Below are 24,730 nucleotides of genomic sequence, written 5' to 3'. Positions count from 1 at the left end.
ATCAGAACACACTCCAGGGTAATCTCACCCGACGTCGCTGGGGGCGCGAATCAATGACTTTGTGCTCAAGCACGAAAGAATCGAGACGTACGCCGTCACGGGTAGTGAGTTGAAACATCATGTCCTGCGCGATACGCACATCTACCTGCATCTTTTGGGTGGTAAAACAGTCATAGAACTGCTCATCAATGTTCAGGCAGGTAGACAATGGAATAAACGACGGCGAAGTCAGTGTGACCGCCACGCGGGCATCGCAAAATTCGTCCTCAGAGGACACCACGCATTCACCGGGTTTCACCTCCCAGTCTATTGCGTAAACCGGCGCAAAAAACACCAGGCCGATTAACACAGTAAAAACTCTAAGTAACATCCCTGACAACAATCCTAAAAACGATAAGCAACACCGGCAAAGGCAGAATATACCATGCTATCTTCGACAACGGGGCTGTCCGTCATACCCTCATGAAGTCTGGTTACACCCAGTCGGGTTAATACATGCCATTTCTTATTTAACGGGTAGCTGGCATGCACGCTTATGCCTGGCTGAAAGCCACCTTTGGCATCATACTGCAGGCTTTCACTGGCCGCATCCCGGGCGCGAATTCCATAATAATAGTCGGTAAGCGCGCGACTCTTCCATGCCAGCTGTGGTGCCACTGTTAACTGCCAGTTTCCTACACGTGCGTAGTAACGATACTCTATTGCTGCGTGAAATCCATCGTACACGCTGCTAATGTCCCTTGCCATCATTACCCGAAGGTGGTGATTGTCCCGATACCACTGCCAGCGAACCCCAGCGTCAAATGCCCATTTGCGACTGTCAATATCGTCAACAGAAAGCCGACGATCCTCAGGCTCTACATCCTGCTGACCACCTATCATCTGAAACGGGGGAGTTGTCGATGCGTTCAGGTAAGATGCTGCCGGCACCAGCAGGTTACTCACATGCCAGAAGCTGAAGTTGGCCTTTTCAAAATTCGGCACGACAAACGCTTCTATGCTGGAATCTGATGTTGGCTGCCACTGGTAGCCTAATTCACCGTTATCAAAGTAGGCCGACTCGCCGTACCAGGCAATGTCAGGAAGCAGAACAAAGGGAATGGTATCGCCATCGACGAGTGGATTTGTGCGTCCGCCAATACCTATTGCCACACCAACTTGCCAACTGTTTTGTTCGATACAGGCAGCCCCTGCGTCACAGTCGTCCGTTGCTCTGGCGTTGCCAGAGACCACCACCAATAGTGCTGAGAAAAAGATAATAAAAAAATTCATAAAATCGAAGCGGAATAAGCCAGATGCAAGACTAGCAAATCCGGTTACCTCTGGCATGTGCCGATTACAATTAATCACAAAAATGTGCAAGTTCTCACGTTTTTTTCTAACTGATTTGGTTACGATTCGTGCGTCAGATAAAGCACACGGAGAGAATGTGTATGGCCGAACCCAACTCAACCATTACCAATGTGCTGGCCGTTGCCATTGCATTGACTGCGATCGGAACTGGCGGTGAAGCGCGGTCCGATAAGCAGGCGGGGGAACGTGCTGAGTGGAGTGGTGACACATCGATGCTATCAGAGCAGCATTGGTCCGCGAGTCTGTCTGCCTCGTTGATGCCCGAACCTGATATCACTGAGCGCCAGTATTCTCAGTTGTCGTCATTGTCCTACAAAGAGGTATCGGCGCCATTACACAATACATTGCGACAGGCTGTACCGGAAACGGAAGATGAATATGGTTTTATCTCTGTTGAGAGCGAATAAAAAGGGTCTGTTAGCGATACATTAATTTATTGTCCAGGGCTTCCCCGTTCCTGTCTGTGTTCGTTTTTTTATCCTCTGTTACTGGAAAACGTTCACTTGTTTGGAGAGCATCGCGCTCTCCTTTTTTTTATCCTGTGCTCAACGAGGCTTCAAAGGCATCACTGTCGTGTTTCTTGTCGATTTTGTGCTGATCTTCTGCTCGCCCATAGCGCCAGTAACTGCTGATGTAACTGTGATCACGCGACACAGACAACGTGTGGGTCAGTACCTGACGCAGAGCACGCATCAATGAAAACTCTGCCGCTATCCAATAGGCTGGTACACCGGGGTGCGGGGAAAGAGATGCAAGATTGTCTGCAATCACCGGGATATCTTCATCGATTAGCCAGTGAATATCGACGTTACGTGGATGAATAAGTGGCTGAATATCCCGTTTGTCAGGAATGCAAAGTAAGGCGTAACCTCTGGTATTGTCGGTTAAGTGTTCAAGGTGGTTGGCGATAGCGGGTAATGAGGACATATCGCCAGCAAACACCACCCAGTCATGATCGGCAAATAGTGGCTTTCCTGCACCCGGACCACCCACACATATGGTTGAGCCGGGACGTGCATGCTTTGCCCAGTGAGATGCGGGACCGTTCTCCACTGTGTCGCCGTGTAACGCCATATCCAGGTGAAGTTCAAGCTTTGTGGTGCTGATATAGCGGACCGTATAGGTTCGCATTAATACCTTTTCATCAATATCCGGTGCGCGTGATAACGGCGCACCGAAGCGGTCAAACATCAACTTCACGTAACTTGAGGGGGCAGTCGCGGGAAAACGCGCAAGATCGCTGCCGGTGAGAATGAGTCTGCGCATATGTGGCGTCAACAGGATATTTTCTTTAACGCTCAGTAAGTACGGTTGTCTTGAGGTGGGTTTTTTCATTACATACTCCTTTACCGCTCATTATAATTTGATAATAATTCTCATTACTATTTGATTGGGTGGGACATAACTGTCAGCGTCAGCATATTTTGTAGAATGTAAGAGGCGTGTCGCATGTTTGTTTGACCAGGCGAACACTCGCTTTTGATTCGTAAATGTCGGTAATATAAGCACTGGCATCGTTGATGCCGTTTGGTATGTTGCAAAAGTAAAGGGATTTGACATTGCAGGTAAATCAACAGGAAATCGACGCTGTAGAAGCGAAGCTACAGCGGCAACATGGGATGAAGGCGGCTATTGCTGCGGCTTTCTGGGCGGTACCTATACTGGTGCTGTGGTATGTGACTTACCAGATAAATGACAGTTTTGCGCCACTGATGCTTGCCATCAGTGGGATCCTGGTTGGTCTTGCCGTTCGTTTTCATGGTCGGGGTTACACGCCCTCATTCGGGATCATCGCGTTTCTCACACACCTTGCTATTGTTATTGCCGCTTTTCTCTTTGGCATGAGTCTCGGGGAAGGGCAGGCGGTGCTTGCTGTAATGCTTGCCGGGTTTTACGTGGCGGGGGCGTGGGCGGCAGCCTTTATTGGCAGAGCACGTATACCTTTTACCCAGCACAGAGCGATTTACCTGCTAACAGAGCATAAGCCGCACCCTAGTCACAAACGTCTGCGAAATCGCTGGATTATAACGATCCCTGTTAGTGTGATTGTTACTGGCGTGACGCTTTCTGCGACATTGTTTACGCTGGCGGGTGTTGATTTCGTTAACACTTCCGCATCTTACGCCCAACGTGAGAGTGAGCAGCGGGATGCACTGGAGCAAAAAGCAATAGACGTCACCTCAGAATCTCTGTCTACCTTAACCAATGACGAGGCAATGCGTCACGCTTACGCGTTCTTTCATGGTTTTCTTCCAAGCAAAAAGGGCTTTCGCTACAGTCGCTATCCAAAGTCCGAATATAAATCCAAACGTATTTTGTCCTTCTTAGCGCAGGAAAGAGAACACGCCCGTGCGCAGTTTGTACTTGGACGGTTAACCTATACTGAAAACGGGGGCGCGCTAATTCAGCAGGCTGCTGAAAAGGGCGATAGTTTTGCCAAAATTCATCAGGCCACGGAATTTGGATGTTTTGGCAATACCCGACGAGCGACAGAATTACTGAATTTGTTGGCGAAAACAATGACTGATGCCAGTGCAAAACAGGAAATTGATTCGATTTTACATACGGGGTTTGACAGCGTGTGTGCCGAATTCAGCAGGCCTGACTTTGCGATGATGTACATTCACTGAGAGGGGGCGTCAGTCTTGCGTGTAGCGAGCCTGCATAGCGTCAACGGCGTGCAGGCTGCCTTAACAGTGCGGTCATATTTTCATCGGCGTACTCTGCCACCAGAATCGCTGCCCTTGCCGCGTCGGTTACGAATTGCGGGCGGATATTTTCGATATCGTCTGAATGCTGATGGTAATGGCTATGTGTATCGGAGGCAAAGAACAAATAGGGTATGCCCGCTTGATCGAATGCACCATGATCGCTGGCTTGCCGCCAGTCCTGACGATGATGTCGTCTGCCATTCTCCCGGTATATCCTGCGTGGATTCGTGGAAAGGCGAACGGCAAGCATCTTCAGTTGCGGTATTGCAGCCAGACGATCCTCAATAGCGCCGGGGATCCCGTGGGACAGAATATAGAGTATTTTCTTTCTGCCACCATTTCCCAACATATCCAGGTTTATATTCAGCAGAAGTGTTTGATTGCTTATGACGGGATCGTCAAACAAGGCATGGGCGCCATGTAAGCCGCTTTCTTCTGCATCGGTGGCGACAAACAGCAACGAGTGATGCGGAGAATTGGCGTTAAAATGCGCGGCAATGGCCAGCATGACAGCAACCCCAGACGCGTTGTCATCAGCACCATTAAAAATGCGGCGTCCTTGTCTACCAAGGTGGTCGTAGTGCGCTGTAAATACAATATATTGCTCGGGATAGGTGGTGCCGCTTATTTTGCCAATAATATTTGTGCCGCGTTTTTGCGCCAGGTTTTGCGTAAATGTGAAGGTGTGAGAGAAATTCTGTCGCAGTGGTTGTAATGCAAGTGCTGCAAAGCGATGGCGAAGATAGTCTGCGGCTTTGGCGTGACCCGGCGTCTCTGGCTCTCTGCCTGCTTTATCATCTGCCGACAGAAAACCGATATCCTTAAGTAGCTCGGACTGAATTGATGCGGGTGCATTACCCTTAGCCGCGGGGCAAAGGCATAACGCGATCAGTAAAATAAAAAGCGCGCTACTGACTTTCAACATTGTGGCAACCATCGTTGTGGCAACCACCGTTGTGGCAACGCCAGTAAGAGCGTAGCGAATCTGGTAACGGGGCGCAGGGCAGGGTCTGTCGTCATGGTTTCCCCTTGGTATTTCCACATTCATTTTGCATTGCTACTGAACAGTGTAGCACTACCATGACGTGGGAAAGGCCATGGTTATTACAATGCGTCATCCCCAGAGGGAGTTCGATGACACCGCCTTCAGGGTTACTGCGTAGATTGTGACGGCAAGAGCATGGTCCAGATGGGCGTAGGAGCACAACCATTCTCTATGACATGGTGCAGAGGCGGTCCGTTGCCGCAAGCCAGCCTGTCAGGCAAGCCATTTTCTGTTACGTCAGGCATGGTGATCGTGCAGTTAACTACCGACACTGCATATCGGATTCGGTGGGCTGTGATAGCGCGCGTTCCAGATGATGATTGAACATCTCAACGTAGGCCGCATCAACCGTTAACCGACTAAACAGAAAAAATACCTCATTGTCGTGCAGGATCTCATCCGAAAGCACCAGGTCAGATGCTTCATCGCCAAGTGAAGCGAGACCGGTCACTTTCAAGCCTTTCATCTGATGGCATAACGCGCCACGATCGTCCACAACCGCATCTATTTTACCTTCTGACAACATCGAAATACGTTCAGGCAAGCTAAAGCCGTGTACAAACTGTGCGGGATATTGTGCTTTTAGTTCTTCAACCACGTCGCCAAAGTAACCTGACATGTTAATGCCCACAACGCCACCTTGTTCAAGCACGTCTCGCAGTGGTGTATGACGGTTATGGGCGGCATTATTGAAGAACATGACACCAATCATTTCCTGCCGGTAGGGCAGTGAATAATAAAACTGCTCAGCCCGTTCAGGGGTGTAAGAGGCGCCAATAGAAATATCAAAACTGCCTTTTCCCAACTCAATGATAGACCGGGCCTCCGTCATCGGCAGCACATCGACCTCACAGCCCATAGCGGTCACAACTCGATTTAACAGCGTAAAGTCGATGCCCTCATACAGGCCATTTCCAAACTGGTAAAAGTACGGCTTCCAGTCACCATTATATGAAACCACTAGTTCAGACTGGCATTCCTTAGCCAAAGCGTTGTAGGAAAAAAGCACCAAAAAAGCGATAAGCGTGCGCATTCAACGTATCCATACTGACGTAAACGTGGTTAGTTTATGCGAGCATCCACACAGAGAAAAGGATAAATATCAAACAATAACTGAAGAGGCCGGTCCGTACAGACAAGCCGGAAGATGGGATTGCCTTGGCTGGAACGAATTACAGAATCATAAAGGCGACAGGCACACTGAGCGGTTGGGGCATCGTCAGCAGCCTGTTGCCAGAGATGTGACAGGCTTAATTACTGGCCAGCAGGTCCTGCTCAGAAGCCGCCTTAAGGTTGTGCATAATCAGCGGGTTACGGGCATTGAGCTGCTTTGCTCTTTCTAAATCAGCTTTGCATGCCTGTGGCTGTGACGTCAGGCAGTTTAGCACGGCGCGATTGTTGTAAGCGATTGCGCTGCCTTGTGCTGCCGATACCGCATCGTCACATGATTGCTTTGCCGTCGACATATTGCCAGTAGCAATATGCGCCACGCACAGATTATTTAGCAGCGGGGCTCGCAGTGAGGTTACTGAAGACAGATTGAGTGCCGCCAGTGTCTTGCGGATCCCTTTTTCGTAATCGCCGGACTCAATCTCTCTCACACCATTCACGTCCTGAACGCTGGTTTTCAATTTCAGCGACTGGCCCTGGTAGGATTCTGCAACAGCGTTTGATGCGGTAACTGTCAAGCCTGCAAACAGGGTGAGAAGCAATGATGTTGAACGTAGTGTAGCCATAACAATTCCTTAGAACAAGGTCAGTACAAAGTGTTGTAAAAGCGTTCCCCAAATTGCCTGTGACTGTCTTATTCGCGACGATTTGAGAGTTGCCTTTCGAGCGAGTATGGTTAGCGTCGGGCGGAATAGCCTGATGATCTCATAAAAAAAAGCTGATGATTTTCTAATGATTAACTATGATGTTGAAAAATAATGCCTTTTACATTTATCAAACGGATTTTTTACAGGCGGCTGACACTATTTTCGTCAATATGTATGGGGTCATTACCTGTAAAAATGTCTAGTAACTCAAAAAATCAGAGACGATGGCAGACGTTAATTCTGCCAGTGAAAGCACAAACAACGAGTGATGGCCTGGCGCCAGAGGCAGAAGACAATTGACAACTAACCAGCAACTGCAGACAGACCGGTTCAGGATTGGCGATTTTATCATTGATGCTGATGACAACACGGTGTCTACCCGCACGCAGCAGCGGCACATTGAGCCCAAAGCCATGCAGGTATTACTGGAGCTGGTGTCCTGCGCCAATAAAACGGCTGATCGCAAAGCACTTTTGCAGAATGTGTGGGGAGATCGGGTGGTGGTAGATGAAGCCCTGACCCGGGTGATCTCCCAACTGCGAATTGCATTTGATGATACAAAATCCCGTAGTCTGATTCAGACGGTACCGAAGAAAGGCTATCGTCTGAATGCCCAGGTGGAGTGGCTGCACGACGGTGTTGGTGACCTGCAGTCGCAACGGGAAGAGTCGCATCAGGCAACAGCTTCTGCGCAATCCGCTTTTGATGCAGGCAACACGCCCGATTCTCCGACAGACTCTCAGCAAGATGTGCAGGGGGTATTTTCCTCGCCGGTTTCCACTTATGTGCCCAAAAGTATGTTGCGTCGGCGTTTGCAGGGGATCAGCTTTTTCTTTGGTATTGTGCTGATTGTTGCCGTTGTGACCTGGCTGGTGGACTCATCTGACTCTGCGCTCATTGACGATGCGCCATCCGTCGCGGTGCTTCCATTAACCGCAGTCAGTGATAACGCACAGTCTCGCTATCTTGCTGAAGGACTGGCTGAGGAGCTGATGACTGCGCTTGGGAATACGCCCGCACTGGATGTGCCCTCACGTTACTCCACGTTTGCCTATGCGCAGCAGTTTAAGAAAGTAACGGATATCGCCAGCGCGCTGGATGTTCGATATCTGATTGAAGGAACGGTAAGACACGGCGATGGCAGCTATACCATTGTTATTCGTCTGATTGACGCCAAGCAGGATAAAACCCTGTGGTCATCAACCTATGAAGATGACGAATCCAGGCTTGCGGGCGTGTCCGATATGATTGCCGCCGATGTCATTAAGCAACTGTTACCGGAAACCAGCAGCGGCGCTTTGTCAGCTAATGGCAGGGTCCAAAACATCGACGCGTACCAGGCTTATCTTAAAGGCACATACTGGTTGATGAACGGAAAAACCAGTGAATGGTATTTGCAGGCGGAACAGGCGTTTAATGAGGCCATTCAGGCTGATCCGACGTATGCGGAGGCTCACGGCAGTCTGGCTTATATTTATGCCCGGTTTAACTACCATGACACCTATCTTCCTCGGAAAGAAGCCACACAAAAAGCAGAAGACGCCATCGCCACAGCACTGTCGCTGAACCGTAATAATGTGCAGGCGCATCTTGCCAGAGCAATTATTGCGACATCAGGGCAGGCGTTTGATGTCGCCGAAGAAGCGCTGGACACCGCGCTTGCAATTTCTCCGCAGCATGCGACGGCGCTCTATCTGTATTCAGAGTTAAGGCTGGCTCAGAATGATTTTACTGGCGCGCTTGAGTATGCGAAACGTGCGAAAACGCAAGATCCATTGTCGCCCTGGGTGAATGTGAACCTGGCAATAGTGCATTACTGGAGAGGCGAGATGGAAGCGGCGCTTATCGCAGCGGATGACGCCATTGCGATTGATGATGAGTACACCTGGGCCTACGTCTGGAAAGCCAAAGCGCTACATCACCAGGGCAGACTGGCTGAGGCGATATCGGCGATGCAGTCGTGTCTGAGAATCGATAACTCCTCACCGGTAAATAATGCCTACACCGGTATTTTGTATCTGGAAGCAGGGCTACCTGAATCTGCAGAATCGCTCTTTACTGCCGCCGCCGCGTTGCTGGGTGATTCAACCGATGCGAGGTTCTGGAAAGGGTTTGTGCGCTTTGCCTACGAGCAGCAAAACAGCGATGTGGGTATTGCCATGCTTGAAGAATTAACGCTGCTGGATAACCGCATATTCTCGCTAATACCTGTACTGTCGGCGCTATATCTCCAGAATGATCAGAGTGAAGCAGGTAGCCGGTTCTTGTCGCAATACGTGAGGTTACCCGATGGCGGTGAGCCTACAGTGAATTTTCTGAATATGCATGCCGCAGCAGGACTCCGTACACTGCGTCAGAACGTTGATAAAGAAAGCCCTACGCCCAAGCGTAACTTTACTGTGCTTAATGAAAAGCTATTGCCGCACTTTGGTGAGGTATTCTGGTTACTGCAAGATGATGCACTTAGTAAAAGACAACAAAGCCTGCTTCAAAAAAGTATGCAATCGGGCTGGCCAGAATACTTATGGGCAGTGCGTGGAAGCGCGGGATTATCGCAATTATCAGGCGACATCATGCCTGCCTCCCTGGCAACGTTCGACGCGCGCCGCCGAAAGCAAGCTGAGGCGCTGGCGGAGCAACAGCCGTGATTTTGTGGTTTCCACTATGCAGTGTTTCACTTTCTTCCCTCCTAATTTCAGCGATAAGCGGGGCTTGTTGCTGGCAGCTTCCGGCGAAATAAATGCAAAATAACCCGGTTGCACAAAATTTATGCTGGCTAACACGAGATTAGGGTGTTACTATACTGCTGCCTTTCGAAGGTTCTATTTACATTTGATATAAGCTACATCCGTTAGTCCCTTGTTTGTCCCCTTGTGCGATTCTCATTACGACCTCTACTGATTTAGACCTGTTACAAAGCGATAGCCCTTCAGCGCAACCGGGTTGTTTTTTGCACCCATCAATTTATTTTATTAAGGAGTTATCCATGTCTACAGTGACTGGTACCGTTAAGTGGTTCGACGAAACTAAAGGTTTTGGTTTCATTTCTCAGGCAGACGGCGGCAAAGACGTATTCGTACATTTCCGTGCAATCAAATCAGACGGTTTCCGTACTCTGACTGAAGGCCAGCAAGTTCAGTTCGTAGTTGAACAAGGTCAAAAAGGTCCTCAGGCTTCTGACGTAGAAGTACTGTAAATACCTTCAAACAGGCGGGCGCATTCATTGTGCCCGTTTGTGAATTTCCTTCCTGATTTTTCTTATGCCTGATTACCTTTGCTGTTTTACAACAGACATCAAAGATCATCAGGCTCTATTCAATACCATTTGGGGTTTACATGCCTTTTTCTAAGTTGGGCTTATCCGCTCCGCTACTTCGCGCTATTTCTGCGCAAAATTATTCCAAGCCGTCTCCAATCCAGGAGCAGGCAATTCCCGCAATATTGTCAGGGAAAGATGTACTGGCGGCCGCGCAAACCGGCACCGGTAAAACGGCAGGGTTTGCTCTGCCCATATTGCAGCGCCTTTCTGAAGGTAAACCGCCGGGCGCAAACAGCGTCAGGGCACTCGTGCTAACGCCAACCCGGGAACTGGCAGCACAGGTAGAGCAAAGTGTGCGTGATTACAGTACCGAACTGTCGCTTTCCAGTGCAGTCGTATTCGGTGGCGTGGGCATTAACCCACAAATGAAGCGTCTTCGTCGTGGTGTAGATGTGCTGGTGGCAACACCGGGACGTCTTTTGGACTTATACCAGCAAAACGCGGTGAAATTCAGCCAACTAGAAGTGCTGGTGCTGGATGAAGCGGATCGCATGCTGGACATGGGTTTTATCCATGACATCAAACGCATCCTCAAACTGTTACCGCAGCAACGTCAGACCTTACTGTTTTCCGCCACCTTTTCGCCAACTGTGACTGCGTTTGCTGAAACGATCACCAAAACGCCTGTGAAGATTTCTACGGCAGTGGAAAACTCCACCGTCGATGCCATCGAGCAAAAGCTGGTACCGCTGGATAAGAACCGCAAAATTCCGGCACTTATCAGCATGATCAAGCAGAATGACTGGACGCAGACGCTGGTATTCAGCCGCACAAAACATGGTGCCAACCGCATAGCCAAAAAGCTGGAATCCGCGGGGATCCCCAGTGCAGCTATCCACGGTAATAAAAGTCAGGGTGCGCGGACCAAAGCTCTCGCTGACTTCAAATCTGGTGAGATTGATGTGATGGTAGCGACTGATATTGCCGCACGCGGTATTGATATCAGCCAGTTGCCGGTAGTGATTAACCTGGACTTACCGAATACACCAGCTGACTACGTGCACCGTATTGGTCGTACAGGACGTGCCGGGGCAGAGGGGCAGGCATGGTCGCTGGTAAGCGCGGATGAACTGCAGCAGTTGAAAGATATAGAAACACTGATTCAGAAACTGCTTCCACGTCAGCCGTTGGCAGGCTTCGAGCCATCATTATCGTTACCTGAAACTACACTGTCAGCACCTAAAAAGCCGAAAAAAGCTAAAAAGCCAAAGCCGCATAGTGACGGAAATAGTCAGGGCAATGGTGGCGGGCAGGCAAAAGCCAGACGCCCTCAGCAACGCACTGATGGTCAGCGTCAAAATATGCCTGGTGGCAGCAACCGGCCTCGCCGGAGCAATAATTCACCTCGTCGCACCAGCGAGTCAGGCCGACACGCTTCGGTATAAACTGACGTTTTGCTGAATTTATAAAGGCACCTTTAACGGTGCCTTTTTTGTATGTAAACAATAAGGTTGGTTATCCCGGCTGTTTTCGTATGCATATGTTTAAGTGGATTGCAGACACGGATTGTCAGGCTAAAAAAGTAATACGATGATGGTGCACCCGAACACACCTTGTTTCTGCAATCCGGTCTTCAGCCCGCTAAAAAGCAGGCGACCGGTAAGGGAATGTCAACCGATAGCAGGGCATTAATCGTAGGTAGGTGTTTTTTGTAAGCTAGATGGCTGGTGTCCGCCAGCCTGCGGTTAAGCAAAACTGAATTACATCAACATCATGGCGCGATTACCGTCACATGCATAAGGGTCGCTGGTGTCACCGGGAGCCACGACGCGCACAATATCGTGCTCGATACCCTCAAGCAACGGGCGAATTTCGTTTTCGAATGCGTTGGCTGCCTTCTCAATAACACGCGCTTCACTTTCCAGAGCTTCGAACTGTTTTTCGTGATTTTTCATCAATGCCTCAAGCTCCTGCGCCAGGGCTTCCTGTTCCCGTAGCTGGCTTTTGTTAATAAGTAACATATCGTCGTCTTCCTGAATCGCCAGTTGAGTCAACTCACTGATTTTGTCAGTGTAGTGATCAATGTCTGTATCCAGGCTTTCAATTGGCTGTGTCAATGCGTCCATTCTTTGTTCCGACGCCGTTAACGCCAGGTAAGCATCGACCTGTGACTGATTGAGTACCGATTCGCTAACTACATCACAGTCTTCAAACGCTATCAGGCGATAATTACCGGTGTTCGCCAGAGTCAAATGGGTGCTGAAGGCCACGATAGCCGACGCCGCAATCGCGAGTTTAGTGAGTTTAAACATACGTAGCTCCAAAGTGTTGTCGTGTTGTTTAAAATAAGTCGCAGGAGAAGGGCAAAAAGTTGTAAATTGCGTAACCTTTTTATGCGCCAAGCGCAAAATGCCGGTTGCTGGCGTGGTTACAGTTTTTTCCACGAGAGGAATGACCTTGCTGAGCGGCCGATTTTTACGCTGCCTTCAGACTCGGGTTAGCGCTTGGCTTTTAAACAGTGCTATGTTTATCATTGAATAATTGAGAACCAAAAGTAAACGCAATGGATAGAGCGGTAAGTTCTGCGCTGAAAGTCGCACTGATTTATGCGGTATTTGCAGCACTCTGGATCCTGTTTTCAGATATTGTAGTAAGTGCACTTATTGAAAGTGAGGGATTGCGGTCGCTGGCACAAACCTACAAAGGTCTTGGCTTCGTTACGATAACGGCCGTGCTGCTACTAATTTTAGTATACCGTTCCAGCAAAGTGCTTCAGCAAGTCAATGATGTAGACAGTCTGACCGGGCTTTTTAGCCTCAATATGTTTATCCGGTCACTGGGGTTGGCAATTGATCGCAAAAAGCCGGGATATCAAATCGTTCTGGGATACCTGGACGTTGACAACTTCAAAAGCCTCAATGAAAGACTTGGGTACGAGCGAGCCGACATTTTACTGCAGGAGCTGGCGACCGGCATTCGTAAAACGGCGTTACCAGGAGCTGTGGTTGCCAGGTTACACGCAGACCAGTTTGCCAGCTTCTCGGTGATAGAGAGCGATTTTGACGTAGAAGAGCACGCACTTGCCTTTCAGCGCATGTTTGCACGTTGTACGAAAAAGCTGAATATTGATGCTACCTGTAGCATTGGTGTCGCGATATTTCCCGCTGATGGGAGGGCTGCCAAAGAGCTGATGGTGTCGGCAACAGAAGCGCTGAATGTCGCGAAGGCGACGGGAAACGCGATTCAGTTTCATGATAAATCATTAACCGAAAAGGCCATGAAACGCCGTCAGATGCTGATGGATCTGCGCGAGGCAATCACTAGTGAATCGCTGAAAGTTGTCTATCAGCCCAAATATAACCTACAAACGATGTCAGTAAGCGGTGCTGAAGTATTGGTGCGCTGGATCCACCCTGTCGAAGGTTTTATACCTCCGGATGTATTTATACCGTTGGCCGAAGAAGTAGGCCTCACCAGTGCAATATCCAAACTGGTGGTGAAAAAAGTCAGTGAAGAGCTTGATGACGTCGATCTGCTGGGGGACCCGCTGTCGCACGTTGCCATCAATATTTCCGCTACAGAATTTAACGACGCAGACGAAATGCAGGCCCTGACGAGCTTTATTCTGGAAAAATCCAGGCTTGCCCCGTTTATTCGAATTGAAATTACCGAAACGGCAACACTCAGCAACATGAAAAACAGCGTGGAAATCATATCCCGGCTGCAGTCATCGGGGCTGACATTTTCCATTGACGATTTTGGTACCGGCTACACGTCGCTGGCAATGTTAAAAGATCTCACTGTTGATGAAATTAAAATAGACAGAAGTTTTGTGTCAGAACTACGGGATGATGAGCGGTCCAGAACCATCGTCGGCGCTATTATTGCTATGGCCCGTAGCTTCGGGATTAATATCGTTGCAGAGGGAATAGAAACGGCCGAGCAGCTAGCGCTGTTACATGAGTTCGGCTGCCTGGAAGCGCAGGGTTACTACCTTGGCCGGCCAATGCCGATTGACCAGTTAAAAGCGCATATCGAAAATGCAAAGGCGCGCGAAGATGTTCCTCATTAAACATCGGCCTGTGTTGCTTTTCATCGCGCCTCAGCAGGCAGCTTAAAAACGTCTTACCTCCCTCTTTCAGAAAGCACTGTCAACGCTCCTGCGCCATGGATTTGCGTGCTTTTATCTATCGTGAAGTCACAGGCAGAAGTGGAAATTTATCCGCTAACAGGTTAAATTGTAATCAGTTTGTTGCGCAGTTTGCAGCATTTGGATGAACCGATGTTGAGTTAAGTTAAGGCGCACCATCATGCTCAGCAATGTTGTCTCAGTCCTGTAACGCATCAATGGCTTTTTGCCCGAGCCGGCAGGGATCCAGTTTGTAAGGCAGAAAGATTTACACGAGGTGAAAATGCAAGCTGTTTCCATCGAAAAGCTGGGAAGTAACTGGCAAATACGTTGCAACAAATTAAAGCAAGTTGTAGACATGCAAACGTCCATCGCCAAAGTAGGTATGGATCTGTCGTCTGTAATGCAAATTATTGTTACCCATTGTGGTGAATTGGTGCGTTGTGACGGGGCGGCAATAGAGTTTAAAGAGGGCGAGCGCATGGTATACCGGGCTGCATCCGGTATCGCAGAGTCTTTTTTAGGATTGAGTTTACCAGTCTCGAACAGTCTCACCGGCTACTGCCTGCAAACTGGCAAGGTACAGCTTTGTAACGATGTGTTTATTAATCGCCGGGTCAACCAGGCGGCGTGCGCCAAAATAGGCATTGCGTCAATGTTGCTAATTCCGCTGCATCATGAAGACCATATCATCGGAGTATTAAAAGTGTTGTCGCGTGAGAAGCATCAGTTCACGTCTGAAGACTCGGCGGCGTTGCGGCTTATTTCAGAACAGATGGCGGCCACATTGTATTATTGTCATCGGTTCGTTAAAGACACTTTGGTGTATCAGGCAACGCACGACTTTCTTACCGGGTTGTATAACCGTTCTGCGTTTATGGAATATTTCCGGCTGGAGCAGTCGCTTTGCGATCCCTGCCTGGATCAGAAATTCAGCATTCTGGTTATGGACATGAACGGACTGAAATCAGTGAATGACAAATATGGCCATCGTGCCGGTGATGCGATGCTTTCTGAGCTGTCGAAACGTCTGCGAAACGTTTTTCGACCGTCAGATAAAATTGCCAGACTGGGGGGAGACGAATTTGGTATTATCATGGGGAATATCAAATCGGCAGAATGTATTGAAAGCGTTTTGGAGCGTTTCCAGTGGCTCTCTCAGAGACCTTATAATTTTGACAATATACCGCTGACAATCTCTGCCAGCGTGGGCTGGGCCATTTATCCTGATGACAGCACAGGAAACGATTCACTACTGGATATCGCAGACAAACGAATGTATCAGCATAAACATGTGCATTATGCTTCGATGGAGGCATAATATTTTTCTGCGAACGGTCTCTGGTCGCGGTTATATTTTTCATTAGTAAAGTTGTACTACAAGGATGTGTCATGTCAGCGAAAATAATTGGCTATACGGCCCTGCTTATACTGTTTATCTATTTTTCCGAGCCAGCCCTTGCGGGGCCCGGAGGCAAAATTGCCAGCGCGGTGTTTGATACTTTCTGGGGCAAAATAGTACTTGGGTTACTGACGATTTTCTTTTTGCCATTAATTTTGTTGATGGTATTTCGTGAGAAGATGGCCGAGCGACGCAGCCGCAAAGATCTGAAGTTCATGGCGAACTATCATCCAAACTTTGACTGGTTAATGCTGAAGCATCGCGCCAAAGACTGTTTTATGAAAGTCCACTCTGGATGGGAGAATGAAGATCTGTCAGACGTGTCGGACTGGATGACGGATTGGTACTGGCAGAATCAGCAGATGGCTTATCTGAATCGCTGGAAAGAGGAAGGGCTGGTAAATATCTGCAAGGTAAAGAAGATTAACTACATTCGTCCGGTGCTGTTTGTTCATCGTAATGATCACGGTGAAACTCACGAAGGCTCTATGATAATGATAGCGATAGAAGCCAGGATGAAAGACTTTCTCAAGGAAAGGCATTCTTCGAAAGTTGTTGAGGGAAGTAAGCGTTTTAAAGATGTAGATACGGTATGGACTCTGATAATCGATAACGGCGAGTGGAAGGTTGCTGATATTGAAGAGGGGGTGATGACACAGTCTTATTCAAAAATGATGAAGGACTTGCCAAAAATAGAAAACACGCTGTTAAAGCCGCTCGATCTCTGACGTTTATTCGCTGTAGAATACGCCCTCAACCCAGCCTGCTGAGTGGCAGTAAGCAATCGTATCACGGAATTGCCCGCTGCCAGCGAGTCGTAATGGGCATAAAGTAGCTTCTGAGAAGCTGTCTGCGCAGGGGCGATGACGACATGACCGGCATCCGTAAGGACGCGTCTGATATGACAAGGGAAAGTACAAACGTTGGGGACGAGGAGAAGCAGACTGAACCGTTTTACAATTCGCAACGGCGTCGTCGACATCTTCACAATTATGGGAAAGTTGCTGCTGGCGAACAATTGCAGGCCAGGGAAGCGCAGAGAAGAGTTATGAAGTTTATCTGGTCTTGTTTTGCCAGTGTCTTAGTTTTGTTTAGTCCGCTTGCTTTTACTCATTCCCTTGATGACATAACAATTTACAGTGACAGTAAATTGTTAATCACTGAGTTTGAAAAGCAACCCTACCAGAACGTATCGACAGCGCTGGATACCGTAAAGCTGCTTTTAGATGAACTCGATTACTCGCGTAACGTGATGTTTACCTCTTTACCCCGCGCTTTTGCGCTTATGGACAGTGGCGAAGCAGCGTGTGTGGTGAATAAAATTATAAATCCACAACGCCGGGAGAAGTATGCGATTTCATTGCCGCTTAACTTTTTCCAGTCAGTCCGGCTGTATCAACTTGCCTCACTTCCTCCCCTGAGCGAGGCCCTACTCACTGACAATAATCACCTGCGCAGTCTGCATGAAGCGCTGGCGCAATATCCCGATGCTGCGATCATTCTCCCCAGTGACTTTTCTTTCGGAAATACGTTGGATAGCGACATCGCGAAAGCGGATCCTGAACAGATAATTCGGCTACCCAAAGACGTTTACTTTGAACGGTTCATGCAATTGTTTTTCAGACATCAAGTTGGATTTGCACTGATTTTTCCGTCTACCTATGACCGGGCAATGCAATATACTTCCCCCGTTCCGGTGAGAGAATACGAAGTTGAAGGCATTGCGGCATTTACCAGTGGACATGTGCTTTGTGCCAATACACAAAAAGGCAAAGAGGCCATAGCCAACATTAACAAAGCAATTATGTCGATTTACGCGTCACCTGCTTTCCTCGAAGCACACCTGCGGTATTTACCCGAAAATTCCCGTCCCGTTCTGAAACAAAAAATCCTCGCTGTCAGAAAGTCCGCTGGAAGCTAACCTAACCCAACGGCCACATGGTGAATGAAATAGTGTAAAACTTGCAGTTTTGTTTACTTACCCATGATGTTGTATATAATTTAACCAACCTTTCTTTTTCCCGGACGCCCAGGCTATGGAAAAGCTCCCCCGTCTCATGTCGTATCTGTTGTTGAATATTGCCGTTATTGGTGGCGCTAATGCCAGTATTGTCGGCGTAGTTACAGAATCCACCGCAAGCAGTCTGATTGACAGATACGACACCGAAAATGATTTTCGCTATATCAGCTATTCCGGCGAGCAGATCAGTGAGTCTTACGGCGATGCCTCTTTTGGTTATGCCGCCAGCTTTGATACAACATCGCGCGTTGGGCCGGGAGTTGTAGAGTTTCAAAATGGTAATGCTTCTTATGGACGGGGAGTGCAAAGCGTATCGAGAACGGTTGTTGACGTTTATTTTGAAAATACCGGTTCTGAGAGTGTCAGACCTACGTTGAATTCACAGATTACGCCTGCTGGACTGGGAATTTATGTTTCCGGCTGCATGGCAAACGATTTGCGCAACTGTGCCCTCAGAGACGATGGTGACTATGACTGGCAGGATGTAGGCAACCGCGTTGCGCCGGGGGCTGAGGCGGTAGGCACGCGCTTTGATTTTAAAGTGATGGCGGGAGACGAGGTTCTGTTTGAGCTTAACGGCGGCTTGTCTCTGGTTTTGGGAGAGGATGGCAGTCCCAACAGGATTGTGCAGGATTTCGGCGGCGTTGAAAACTTCCTTACTGACTTTCGTCAAACTTCACCGTTTGGCAGCGAACAGCAAATTAGCTTTGATTGGGGAGCGACCGATTTTCTTGTGGAGTTTCCTGAAGCAATGTTGCTTGCTCCAGGAGAAATTGGAAACATAACCTATATTACGGAAGTATCTACCTTTTCAACTGCAGATTGTTACGATACAGGTCGTCAGGCCTGTCCCATTGCATACGGTTCTTTTGGCGATCCTATCGGAAGGGGAGGTGCTGGAGGCACGCGCGGAACCAGCTCCGCTTCATCACTACTCTCATCTCTTCTGGCGTCGCCTTTAGAAAATGATAGCGGCTCAATTGAGGGCTTGGAGTTTGGCTTGTACGAGTTTAACTATCCCACGTTCGAGAACGGGCAGATTGGATTTCGCGCAGTAAGTGGACCAGGTATAAACAGCGCTTCCGTGGTGCCAGCGCCGGCCAGCGCCGGGCTGTTGTTACTGGCTGCGCTGGGACTATTTGCCTGTCGACGTCACAACTGAGTTATCGTGGCGTCGCAACCGGAAAATGCTTCTCCTGATTGGCGATATCGGGCCTTTATTAGTTACAGCCATAAAGATAAAGCGATTGCGCTCTGGCTTCACAGAGAGTTAGAGCGATACCGGATCCCCTCAAAGTTAGTGGGAACGCAAACGACACTCGGAAAGGTTCCCCAAAAACTGTCGCCTATCTTTCGCGATCAGGACGAATTGCCTGCCAGTGGTAATTTAGGCCAGGAGCTTCACGATGCTCTGGCGAATTCCCTTTGCCTGATTGTTATTTGTTCTCCTGCTGCGGCTCAATCTCGTTGGGTAAACGAAGAAATACGACAGTTCAAAATGATACACGGTGCCGACAATGTCCTTGCCTTTATCGTTGATGGTGAGCCGAATTCGCGCCCCGAAATGACAGATGCAGAGTGTTTTCGCCAGCACTCAGGTTTGCCATTACTGACGACGGTGATCAATCTGCGGCTCTCAGCGAACCAATTGCCGCCGATGTTCGCAAAACCGCCGACGGAAGGCGGTTGGCCAAATTAAAAATTGTGAGCGGCTTAACCGGACTCAAACTGGACGATCTTGTTCAGCGTGAGAATGCGCGGCGAATACGCGCTTTGGTACAAGTCAGTGCGGCATCACTTATGGCGATGGTATTTGCTGTGGGACTGGCAATATACGCCAACGATCGCAGGCTTGAGGCTATTGAACAGCGCGCTGTGGCAGAGCAGGAATCGGCGACAGCACGCGCGGTCTCTGATTTCCTGGTGAATATTTTTTCCAGTGCCCGCTCAATTGAGACAAACCCCAACGCTGTTACTGCAAGATCGATTCTGGACCGCGGTGCTCAGAGGGTGACAGTGGAGCTTGAGGGACAACCTGAAGTGAAACATCGTTTGTCGGAGACTATCGCGCTAGCCTACAACAATTTAGGTCTGTTCGATCAGGCTATCGATATTCTTAATCAAACTGCTTCTCTTACTGACACGGCAGGTGCCAGTGCGCTATCTATAAAAGCCGAAGCGCTTTTCCGTAAGGGGGAGCTGGAAGCCGCGATGGATGCCATTGCCCAGGCAACGCGTTTGTTAGAACGACTGCCGAAGGAAGATTCGGTTCAAGCATCAGCCAGAGTACAGGCGAACACAGAGCGTATTAAAGCGTTGATCCATTACCAGCGCGGTGAACATGAAAAAGGCCTTATTGCCTTTGAACGCGCTATTCTGGCACTAGAGACATTGCCAGAAACGGAACAACTGGCGCTGGCAAATATCTTACAAAACAGAGCGTTATTGTTATCCGATATGGGGGAATTTACCCGTGCCGGGAACGACCTGGATAAAGCCCGTACCTTGGTGCTCGCGAATGCCGGCGAGAAGGATATCCTCTTAGGGCAAATCGCGCTGGCACGCGCGCAAGTTGATTTTCTAGGCGGCGATATTGAGAATGCCCTGACACAAATTAATCGTGCCTTGGAGGTTATGGATCGCATTCTGGAGCAAGATAATCCGACGCTGGCCGATGCATTGTCTATGAAAGGGCAAATATTACATGCAATGGGACAGCTTGATGACGCCGAAAAAGCGCTCATGGCATCTGTGGATGTATACAATAACGCCTATGGTGGCAGGCACTATCTAAGCGGAATTGCCGAAGTGTATCTGGGCCTTATTGCCGGAGAGCAAAACGATCTGACTAAAGCGCTGATGCATTTTGAAGAAGCGAAACGTCATTATGATGCGGGTTATGGCGGTGTTCATCCGAATCACGGCGATTTGCTGGTAAATCAGGCTATCGTCCTTGCGGCTTTTGGAGACAACGAACTGGCTGAGGAAAACTGTGCGCAAGGCATGTCTATCCTGAACGAAACTTTAGGCGAAAGCGCAGCGTTTACACAACAGTTGCAGAAAGTATGTGATGATATAAATACCGGGCCTGAATGATTTGATTTCTTGTTCTTTTACTAAGTCTCATAGGTTTTGCCCGGGGATGGTGCGAATAAGTCTGTAGTCGCTCAGGCATACAGCCAAGAGACTAATTAAGCCGGATTTTTGCAGTGCTAACGGGTTAAGTAAAAAAAAGGCCAGCGACGAGTAGGCAGCTTAGCCGCAAGCTTCGAAGGGCGAGCTCTGAAGCACGCATTTCGACGTTAGGCTTCTTGGCAAAGACGACTGCAATTAACTGTGAACACCACCTTGCAACAGCATACTTTGGGACTCGATGAGTAACTATTAGACTGTAGTCATGTGATTACCAAGGGATACTGACGGTATAAGTACCAAGCGATTTTGACGTAATCACACTATCAATGTTGCCGCGCTTCGGCAAGCTTTGCCAATCGTAACGCAGTAGTATTCATGTTTTCCCTCAGCCAGATATTGCGAACGCCGCTGGCGTGAATGTCGACGTTTCTTTCAGACTTGAGCAGCCGTGATACCTTAGATTGTCCCAGGTGTGGGTTAGCTAGGGAGAATTCGATGACCACTTCCTCAATGGCTCTGTCGGTACGATTTTTGTGATGAAGATCCGGCGTTTCCTGACGTTTTAGCGATTCTATTCCACCTTGTTTTATCAGTTTACGATGGCGGTAAATCGTATCGCGTGAGACGCCACTAAGACGGGAAGCTTCTGCCACATTTCTGAGCCTGTCAGCTAAAGCTAATACCTCTAGCTTCTTCTGGATCTCATTGTCTTCCGAGGACAGTTTTTCAGGCTCAGTGACTTCTGTTACCTGTAGCTGTCGTCCAGCGAAGTAAGCATCGAACCGCTTATTTTTACCGGTACGAATTTCAATTTTCTGGTTTGCGATTGAGTGCTTAAGTGGTGAGTCGATGAAGTAGAGTTTCCCCCTGTAGCTAAACGTATGGTCATTACGTATTTTCCGGTAGACCTTGGTGATGCAGATATCATCAAGATTGGTGTAGCGGGATACAGGCGCATATTCGGTGTCTGACGTTCTTGATTTTACAACCAGGTTTTTACGCCAGAACTGGGGGATGAAGACGTGTTGGAGGTAGCTATTTGCGCCCGTCATATCAGTAATATTGTTAAGTCGTAACTCCGGTATCAACCTGTCTTGCAGGGTATCGAAGGCGCGTTCAATCCTGCCTTTCCCCTGAGGAGAACTGGCAAAGATGATTTCAATGCCCAGCTCCTCACAGGCCCGTTGCATCTGGGAGAAGTTGCAGCGTTTAGGGCCACCAAATATTCCGGCTCGATCAACATACAAGGTTTTAAATACACCGTATTTCTCAACGACTGAGCGCATTACTTTCATACATCCTTCAGTCGTTTCTGACGGAAAGAACTCAGCATGAATATCGCTGTTGGCATCATCAATCATGGCGATTAAACACGACTTCTTATCGCCGAACCAGCGATGTGTGCTGCCGTCCATTTGCAGCATTAACCCTGGCGCTTCCATTCGCTCTCTGCGTTTGTGAACACGGCTGCGCCTGCGCTTGGCCCGTTTTACATGATGGATATCATGTGCCCATTTACGCAGTGTCTCGCGCTTAACAACAATGTGTTCGTGAGTCTCAAGCATCTCGGCTAGGTGCAACAGGTTCAGGTCATAGTATTTCTCACGGATTAGCGACTGAACTTGCTGCTTAAGCCTGTCAGGCGTTTTATTAACTGGCTCGCTGCCTGTATTTCCGTGAACAATGAACTGTAACCCTTGGCTTCGGTAATTCTGCAAATAACGTTCAACAGTACGTCTGGATTTATTGAGGAGCTTAGCGGCATTGGCTATCGTAATTTTACGTTCAGCCACTTTCGCGATGACATCAACCGTCAATTGAGCTTTGGAATTCAACACAATCATCCTTAGCGTTCCTCAAATGTACAAACAAAACATTCAAAGAACACGGTTAAAGATAACCGTCAATTTCCCTTGGTAATTAGCGACTACGACAGAATCGCGTGGTAATTAAAGTACGACAAAATCGCTTGGTGTTAACACTATTAGACTGTAGTCATGTGATTACCAAGGGATACTGACGGTATAAGTACCAAGCGATTTTGACGTAATCACACTATCAATGTTGCCGCGCTTCGGCAAGCTTTGCCAATCGTAACGCAGTAGTATTCATGTTTTCCCTCAGCCAGATATTGCGAACGCCGCTGGCGTGAATGTCGACGTTTCTTTCAGACTTGAGCAGCCGTGATACCTTAGATTGTCCCAGGTGTGGGTTAGCTAGGGAGAATTCGATGACCACTTCCTCAATGGCTCTGTCGGTACGATTTTTGTGATGAAGATCCGGCGTTTCCTGACGTTTTAGCGATTCTATTCCACCTTGTTTTATCAGTTTACGATGGCGGTAAATCGTATCGCGTGAGACGCCACTAAGACGGGAAGCTTCTGCCACATTTCTGAGCCTGTCAGCTAAAGCTAATACCTCTAGCTTCTTCTGGATCTCATTGTCTTCCGAGGACAGTTTTTCAGGCTCAGTGACTTCTGTTACCTGTAGCTGTCGTCCAGCGAAGTAAGCATCGAACCGCTTATTTTTACCGGTACGAATTTCAATTTTCTGGTTTGCGATTGAGTGCTTAAGTGGTGAGTCGATGAAGTAGAGTTTCCCCCTGTAGCTAAACGTATGGTCATTACGTATTTTCCGGTAGACCTTGGTGATGCAGATATCATCAAGATTGGTGTAGCGGGATACAGGCGCATATTCGGTGTCTGACGTTCTTGATTTTACAACCAGGTTTTTACGCCAGAACTGGGGGATGAAGACGTGTTGGAGGTAGCTATTTGCGCCCGTCATATCAGTAATATTGTTAAGTCGTAACTCCGGTATCAACCTGTCTTGCAGGGTATCGAAGGCGCGTTCAATCCTGCCTTTCCCCTGAGGAGAACTGGCAAAGATGATTTCAATGCCCAGCTCCTCACAGGCCCGTTGCATCTGGGAGAAGTTGCAGCGTTTAGGGCCACCAAATATTCCGGCTCGATCAACATACAAGGTTTTAAATACACCGTATTTCTCAACGACTGAGCGCATTACTTTCATACATCCTTCAGTCGTTTCTGACGGAAAGAACTCAGCATGAATATCGCTGTTGGCATCATCAATCATGGCGATTAAACACGACTTCTTATCGCCGAACCAGCGATGTGTGCTGCCGTCCATTTGCAGCATTAACCCTGGCGCTTCCATTCGCTCTCTGCGTTTGTGAACACGGCTGCGCCTGCGCTTGGCCCGTTTTACATGATGGATATCATGTGCCCATTTACGCAGTGTCTCGCGCTTAACAACAATGTGTTCGTGAGTCTCAAGCATCTCGGCTAGGTGCAACAGGTTCAGGTCATAGTATTTCTCACGGATTAGCGACTGAACTTGCTGCTTAAGCCTGTCAGGCGTTTTATTAACTGGCTCGCTGCCTGTATTTCCGTGAACAATGAACTGTAACCCTTGGCTTCGGTAATTCTGCAAATAACGTTCAACAGTACGTCTGGATTTATTGAGGAGCTTAGCGGCATTGGCTATCGTAATTTTACGTTCAGCCACTTTCGCGATGACATCAACCGTCAATTGAGCTTTGGAATTCAACACAATCATCCTTAGCGTTCCTCAAATGTACAAACAAAACATTCAAAGAACACGGTTAAAGATAACCGTCAATTTCCCTTGGTAATTAGCGACTACGACAGAATCGCGTGGTAATTAAAGTACGACAAAATCGCTTGGTGTTAACACTATTAGACTGTAGTCACTTAAATCTAATCTGACATAATTGTTGGGAAGTTTCGGCTAAACCTGACAGACATAATAAGACAAGGAGCGGACATTCATTATCTATTTTTCGAACATTCGATCTGCGCCTAAGCCAAAATTTAGC

General features: G+C 48.4%; 21 protein-coding genes. 12 read left to right on the top strand and 9 right to left on the bottom strand.

The features are described from left to right. Position 1: 1 nt before the first annotated feature. Both ACLBLI_RS15375 and ACLBLI_RS15370 read right to left on the bottom strand, forming a co-directional pair. Positions 2–370 carry a DUF3019 domain-containing protein gene (locus ACLBLI_RS15375; RefSeq protein WP_414828460.1) on the bottom strand — a complete coding sequence of 123 codons (369 nt, stop codon included), beginning with the start codon at positions 368–370 and terminating at the stop codon, positions 2–4. Positions 371–384: 14 nt separating this feature from the next. Next, the gene (locus ACLBLI_RS15370; RefSeq protein WP_414828459.1) at positions 385–1,272 is read right to left on the bottom strand and encodes a MipA/OmpV family protein; all 888 of its coding nucleotides are present in this window, start codon (positions 1,270–1,272) and stop codon (positions 385–387) included. A 161-nt stretch (positions 1,273–1,433) separates the two neighbouring features. Here ACLBLI_RS15370 and ACLBLI_RS15365 point away from each other — a divergent pair, with 161 nt between their 5' ends. Continuing rightward, positions 1,434–1,760 (top strand): hypothetical protein, encoded by a 327-nt coding sequence (locus ACLBLI_RS15365; RefSeq protein ID WP_414828458.1) that lies wholly within the window; start codon positions 1,434–1,436, stop codon positions 1,758–1,760. 127 nt (positions 1,761–1,887) lie between these two features. Here the strand turns inward: ACLBLI_RS15365 and ACLBLI_RS15360 are convergent, their stop codons facing one another. Beyond that, positions 1,888–2,688, bottom strand: coding sequence for a siderophore-interacting protein (locus tag ACLBLI_RS15360; RefSeq protein WP_414828457.1), 801 nt, complete (start codon positions 2,686–2,688; stop codon positions 1,888–1,890). 218 nt (positions 2,689–2,906) lie between these two features. Between ACLBLI_RS15360 and ACLBLI_RS15355 the strand changes: the two genes are divergently transcribed. After that, a complete protein-coding gene (locus ACLBLI_RS15355; RefSeq protein WP_414828456.1) occupies positions 2,907–3,983 on the top strand; it encodes a hypothetical protein in 1,077 nt (358 codons plus the stop codon). 40 nt (positions 3,984–4,023) lie between these two features. Here ACLBLI_RS15355 and ACLBLI_RS15350 read toward each other — a convergent pair whose 3' ends face one another. From ACLBLI_RS15350 to ACLBLI_RS15340, 3 genes are all read right to left on the bottom strand, one after another. Then, entirely contained in the window at positions 4,024–5,112 is a 1,089-nt protein-coding gene (locus ACLBLI_RS15350) for a M28 family peptidase (protein ID WP_414828455.1), read from the bottom strand. A 259-nt stretch (positions 5,113–5,371) separates the two neighbouring features. Beyond that, the gene (locus ACLBLI_RS15345; protein WP_414828454.1) at positions 5,372–6,142 is read right to left on the bottom strand and encodes a substrate-binding periplasmic protein; all 771 of its coding nucleotides are present in this window, start codon (positions 6,140–6,142) and stop codon (positions 5,372–5,374) included. Positions 6,143–6,359: 217 nt separating this feature from the next. Further along, entirely contained in the window at positions 6,360–6,845 is a 486-nt protein-coding gene (locus ACLBLI_RS15340; protein ID WP_414828453.1) for a hypothetical protein, read from the bottom strand. Between the two features lie 377 nt (positions 6,846–7,222). On the opposite strand from ACLBLI_RS15340, the gene ACLBLI_RS15335 reads away from it, so the two are divergent. The 3 genes from ACLBLI_RS15335 (at position 7,223) to ACLBLI_RS15325 (ending at position 11,630) form a co-directional block, all read left to right on the top strand. Beyond that, a complete protein-coding gene (locus tag ACLBLI_RS15335; protein ID WP_414828452.1) occupies positions 7,223–9,574 on the top strand; it encodes a tetratricopeptide repeat protein in 2,352 nt (783 codons plus the stop codon). Between the two features lie 338 nt (positions 9,575–9,912). Beyond that, positions 9,913–10,122, top strand: a complete 210-nt coding sequence (locus tag ACLBLI_RS15330) for a cold-shock protein (protein WP_218312704.1) — start codon at positions 9,913–9,915, stop codon at positions 10,120–10,122. A 140-nt stretch (positions 10,123–10,262) separates the two neighbouring features. Further along, positions 10,263–11,630, top strand: a complete 1,368-nt coding sequence (locus tag ACLBLI_RS15325) for a DEAD/DEAH box helicase (protein WP_414828451.1) — start codon at positions 10,263–10,265, stop codon at positions 11,628–11,630. A gap of 315 nt (positions 11,631–11,945) precedes the next feature. Here ACLBLI_RS15325 and ACLBLI_RS15320 read toward each other — a convergent pair whose 3' ends face one another. Continuing rightward, the gene (locus ACLBLI_RS15320; protein WP_414828450.1) at positions 11,946–12,497 is read right to left on the bottom strand and encodes a hypothetical protein; all 552 of its coding nucleotides are present in this window, start codon (positions 12,495–12,497) and stop codon (positions 11,946–11,948) included. 251 nt (positions 12,498–12,748) lie between these two features. On the opposite strand from ACLBLI_RS15320, the gene ACLBLI_RS15315 reads away from it, so the two are divergent. The 7 genes from ACLBLI_RS15315 to ACLBLI_RS15285 all read left to right on the top strand — a co-directional run bounded on the left by ACLBLI_RS15315 (position 12,749) and on the right by ACLBLI_RS15285 (position 20,832). Then, complete coding sequence (locus ACLBLI_RS15315) at positions 12,749–14,257, top strand: putative bifunctional diguanylate cyclase/phosphodiesterase (RefSeq protein WP_414828449.1); 1,509 nt, start codon at positions 12,749–12,751, stop codon at positions 14,255–14,257. Positions 14,258–14,597: 340 nt separating this feature from the next. Further along, positions 14,598–15,635 carry a diguanylate cyclase domain-containing protein gene (locus tag ACLBLI_RS15310; protein WP_414828448.1) on the top strand — a complete coding sequence of 346 codons (1,038 nt, stop codon included), beginning with the start codon at positions 14,598–14,600 and terminating at the stop codon, positions 15,633–15,635. A 71-nt stretch (positions 15,636–15,706) separates the two neighbouring features. Next, on the top strand, positions 15,707–16,444 hold the full coding sequence (locus ACLBLI_RS15305; protein WP_414828447.1) for a Tim44 domain-containing protein: 738 nt from the start codon (positions 15,707–15,709) through the stop codon (positions 16,442–16,444). A gap of 173 nt (positions 16,445–16,617) precedes the next feature. Beyond that, entirely contained in the window at positions 16,618–17,637 is a 1,020-nt protein-coding gene (locus ACLBLI_RS15300; RefSeq protein ID WP_414828446.1) for a hypothetical protein, read from the top strand. A gap of 115 nt (positions 17,638–17,752) precedes the next feature. Further along, entirely contained in the window at positions 17,753–18,898 is a 1,146-nt protein-coding gene (locus ACLBLI_RS15295; RefSeq protein ID WP_414828445.1) for a hypothetical protein, read from the top strand. Positions 18,899–18,904: 6 nt separating this feature from the next. Beyond that, complete coding sequence (locus tag ACLBLI_RS15290) at positions 18,905–19,435, top strand: toll/interleukin-1 receptor domain-containing protein (RefSeq protein ID WP_414828444.1); 531 nt, start codon at positions 18,905–18,907, stop codon at positions 19,433–19,435. Beyond that, entirely contained in the window at positions 19,423–20,832 is a 1,410-nt protein-coding gene (locus ACLBLI_RS15285) for a tetratricopeptide repeat protein (protein ID WP_414828443.1), read from the top strand. The genes ACLBLI_RS15290 and ACLBLI_RS15285 overlap by 13 nt, the downstream gene beginning before the upstream one ends. A 362-nt stretch (positions 20,833–21,194) precedes the next feature. Here the strand turns inward: ACLBLI_RS15285 and ACLBLI_RS15280 are convergent, their stop codons facing one another. Both ACLBLI_RS15280 and ACLBLI_RS15275 read right to left on the bottom strand, forming a co-directional pair. Then, positions 21,195–22,715, bottom strand: coding sequence for an ISNCY family transposase (locus ACLBLI_RS15280; RefSeq protein ID WP_414828419.1), 1,521 nt, complete (start codon positions 22,713–22,715; stop codon positions 21,195–21,197). Positions 22,716–22,929: 214 nt separating this feature from the next. After that, positions 22,930–24,450, bottom strand: coding sequence for an ISNCY family transposase (locus tag ACLBLI_RS15275; RefSeq protein WP_414828419.1), 1,521 nt, complete (start codon positions 24,448–24,450; stop codon positions 22,930–22,932). Between the last annotated feature and the right edge of the window lie 280 nt (positions 24,451–24,730).

The organism is Alteromonas sp. H39 (assembly GCF_047556435.1).
Taxonomy (GTDB): Bacteria; Pseudomonadota; Gammaproteobacteria; order Enterobacterales; family Alteromonadaceae; genus Alteromonas.
This window is presented reverse-complemented; position numbering and strand designations above follow the sequence as displayed.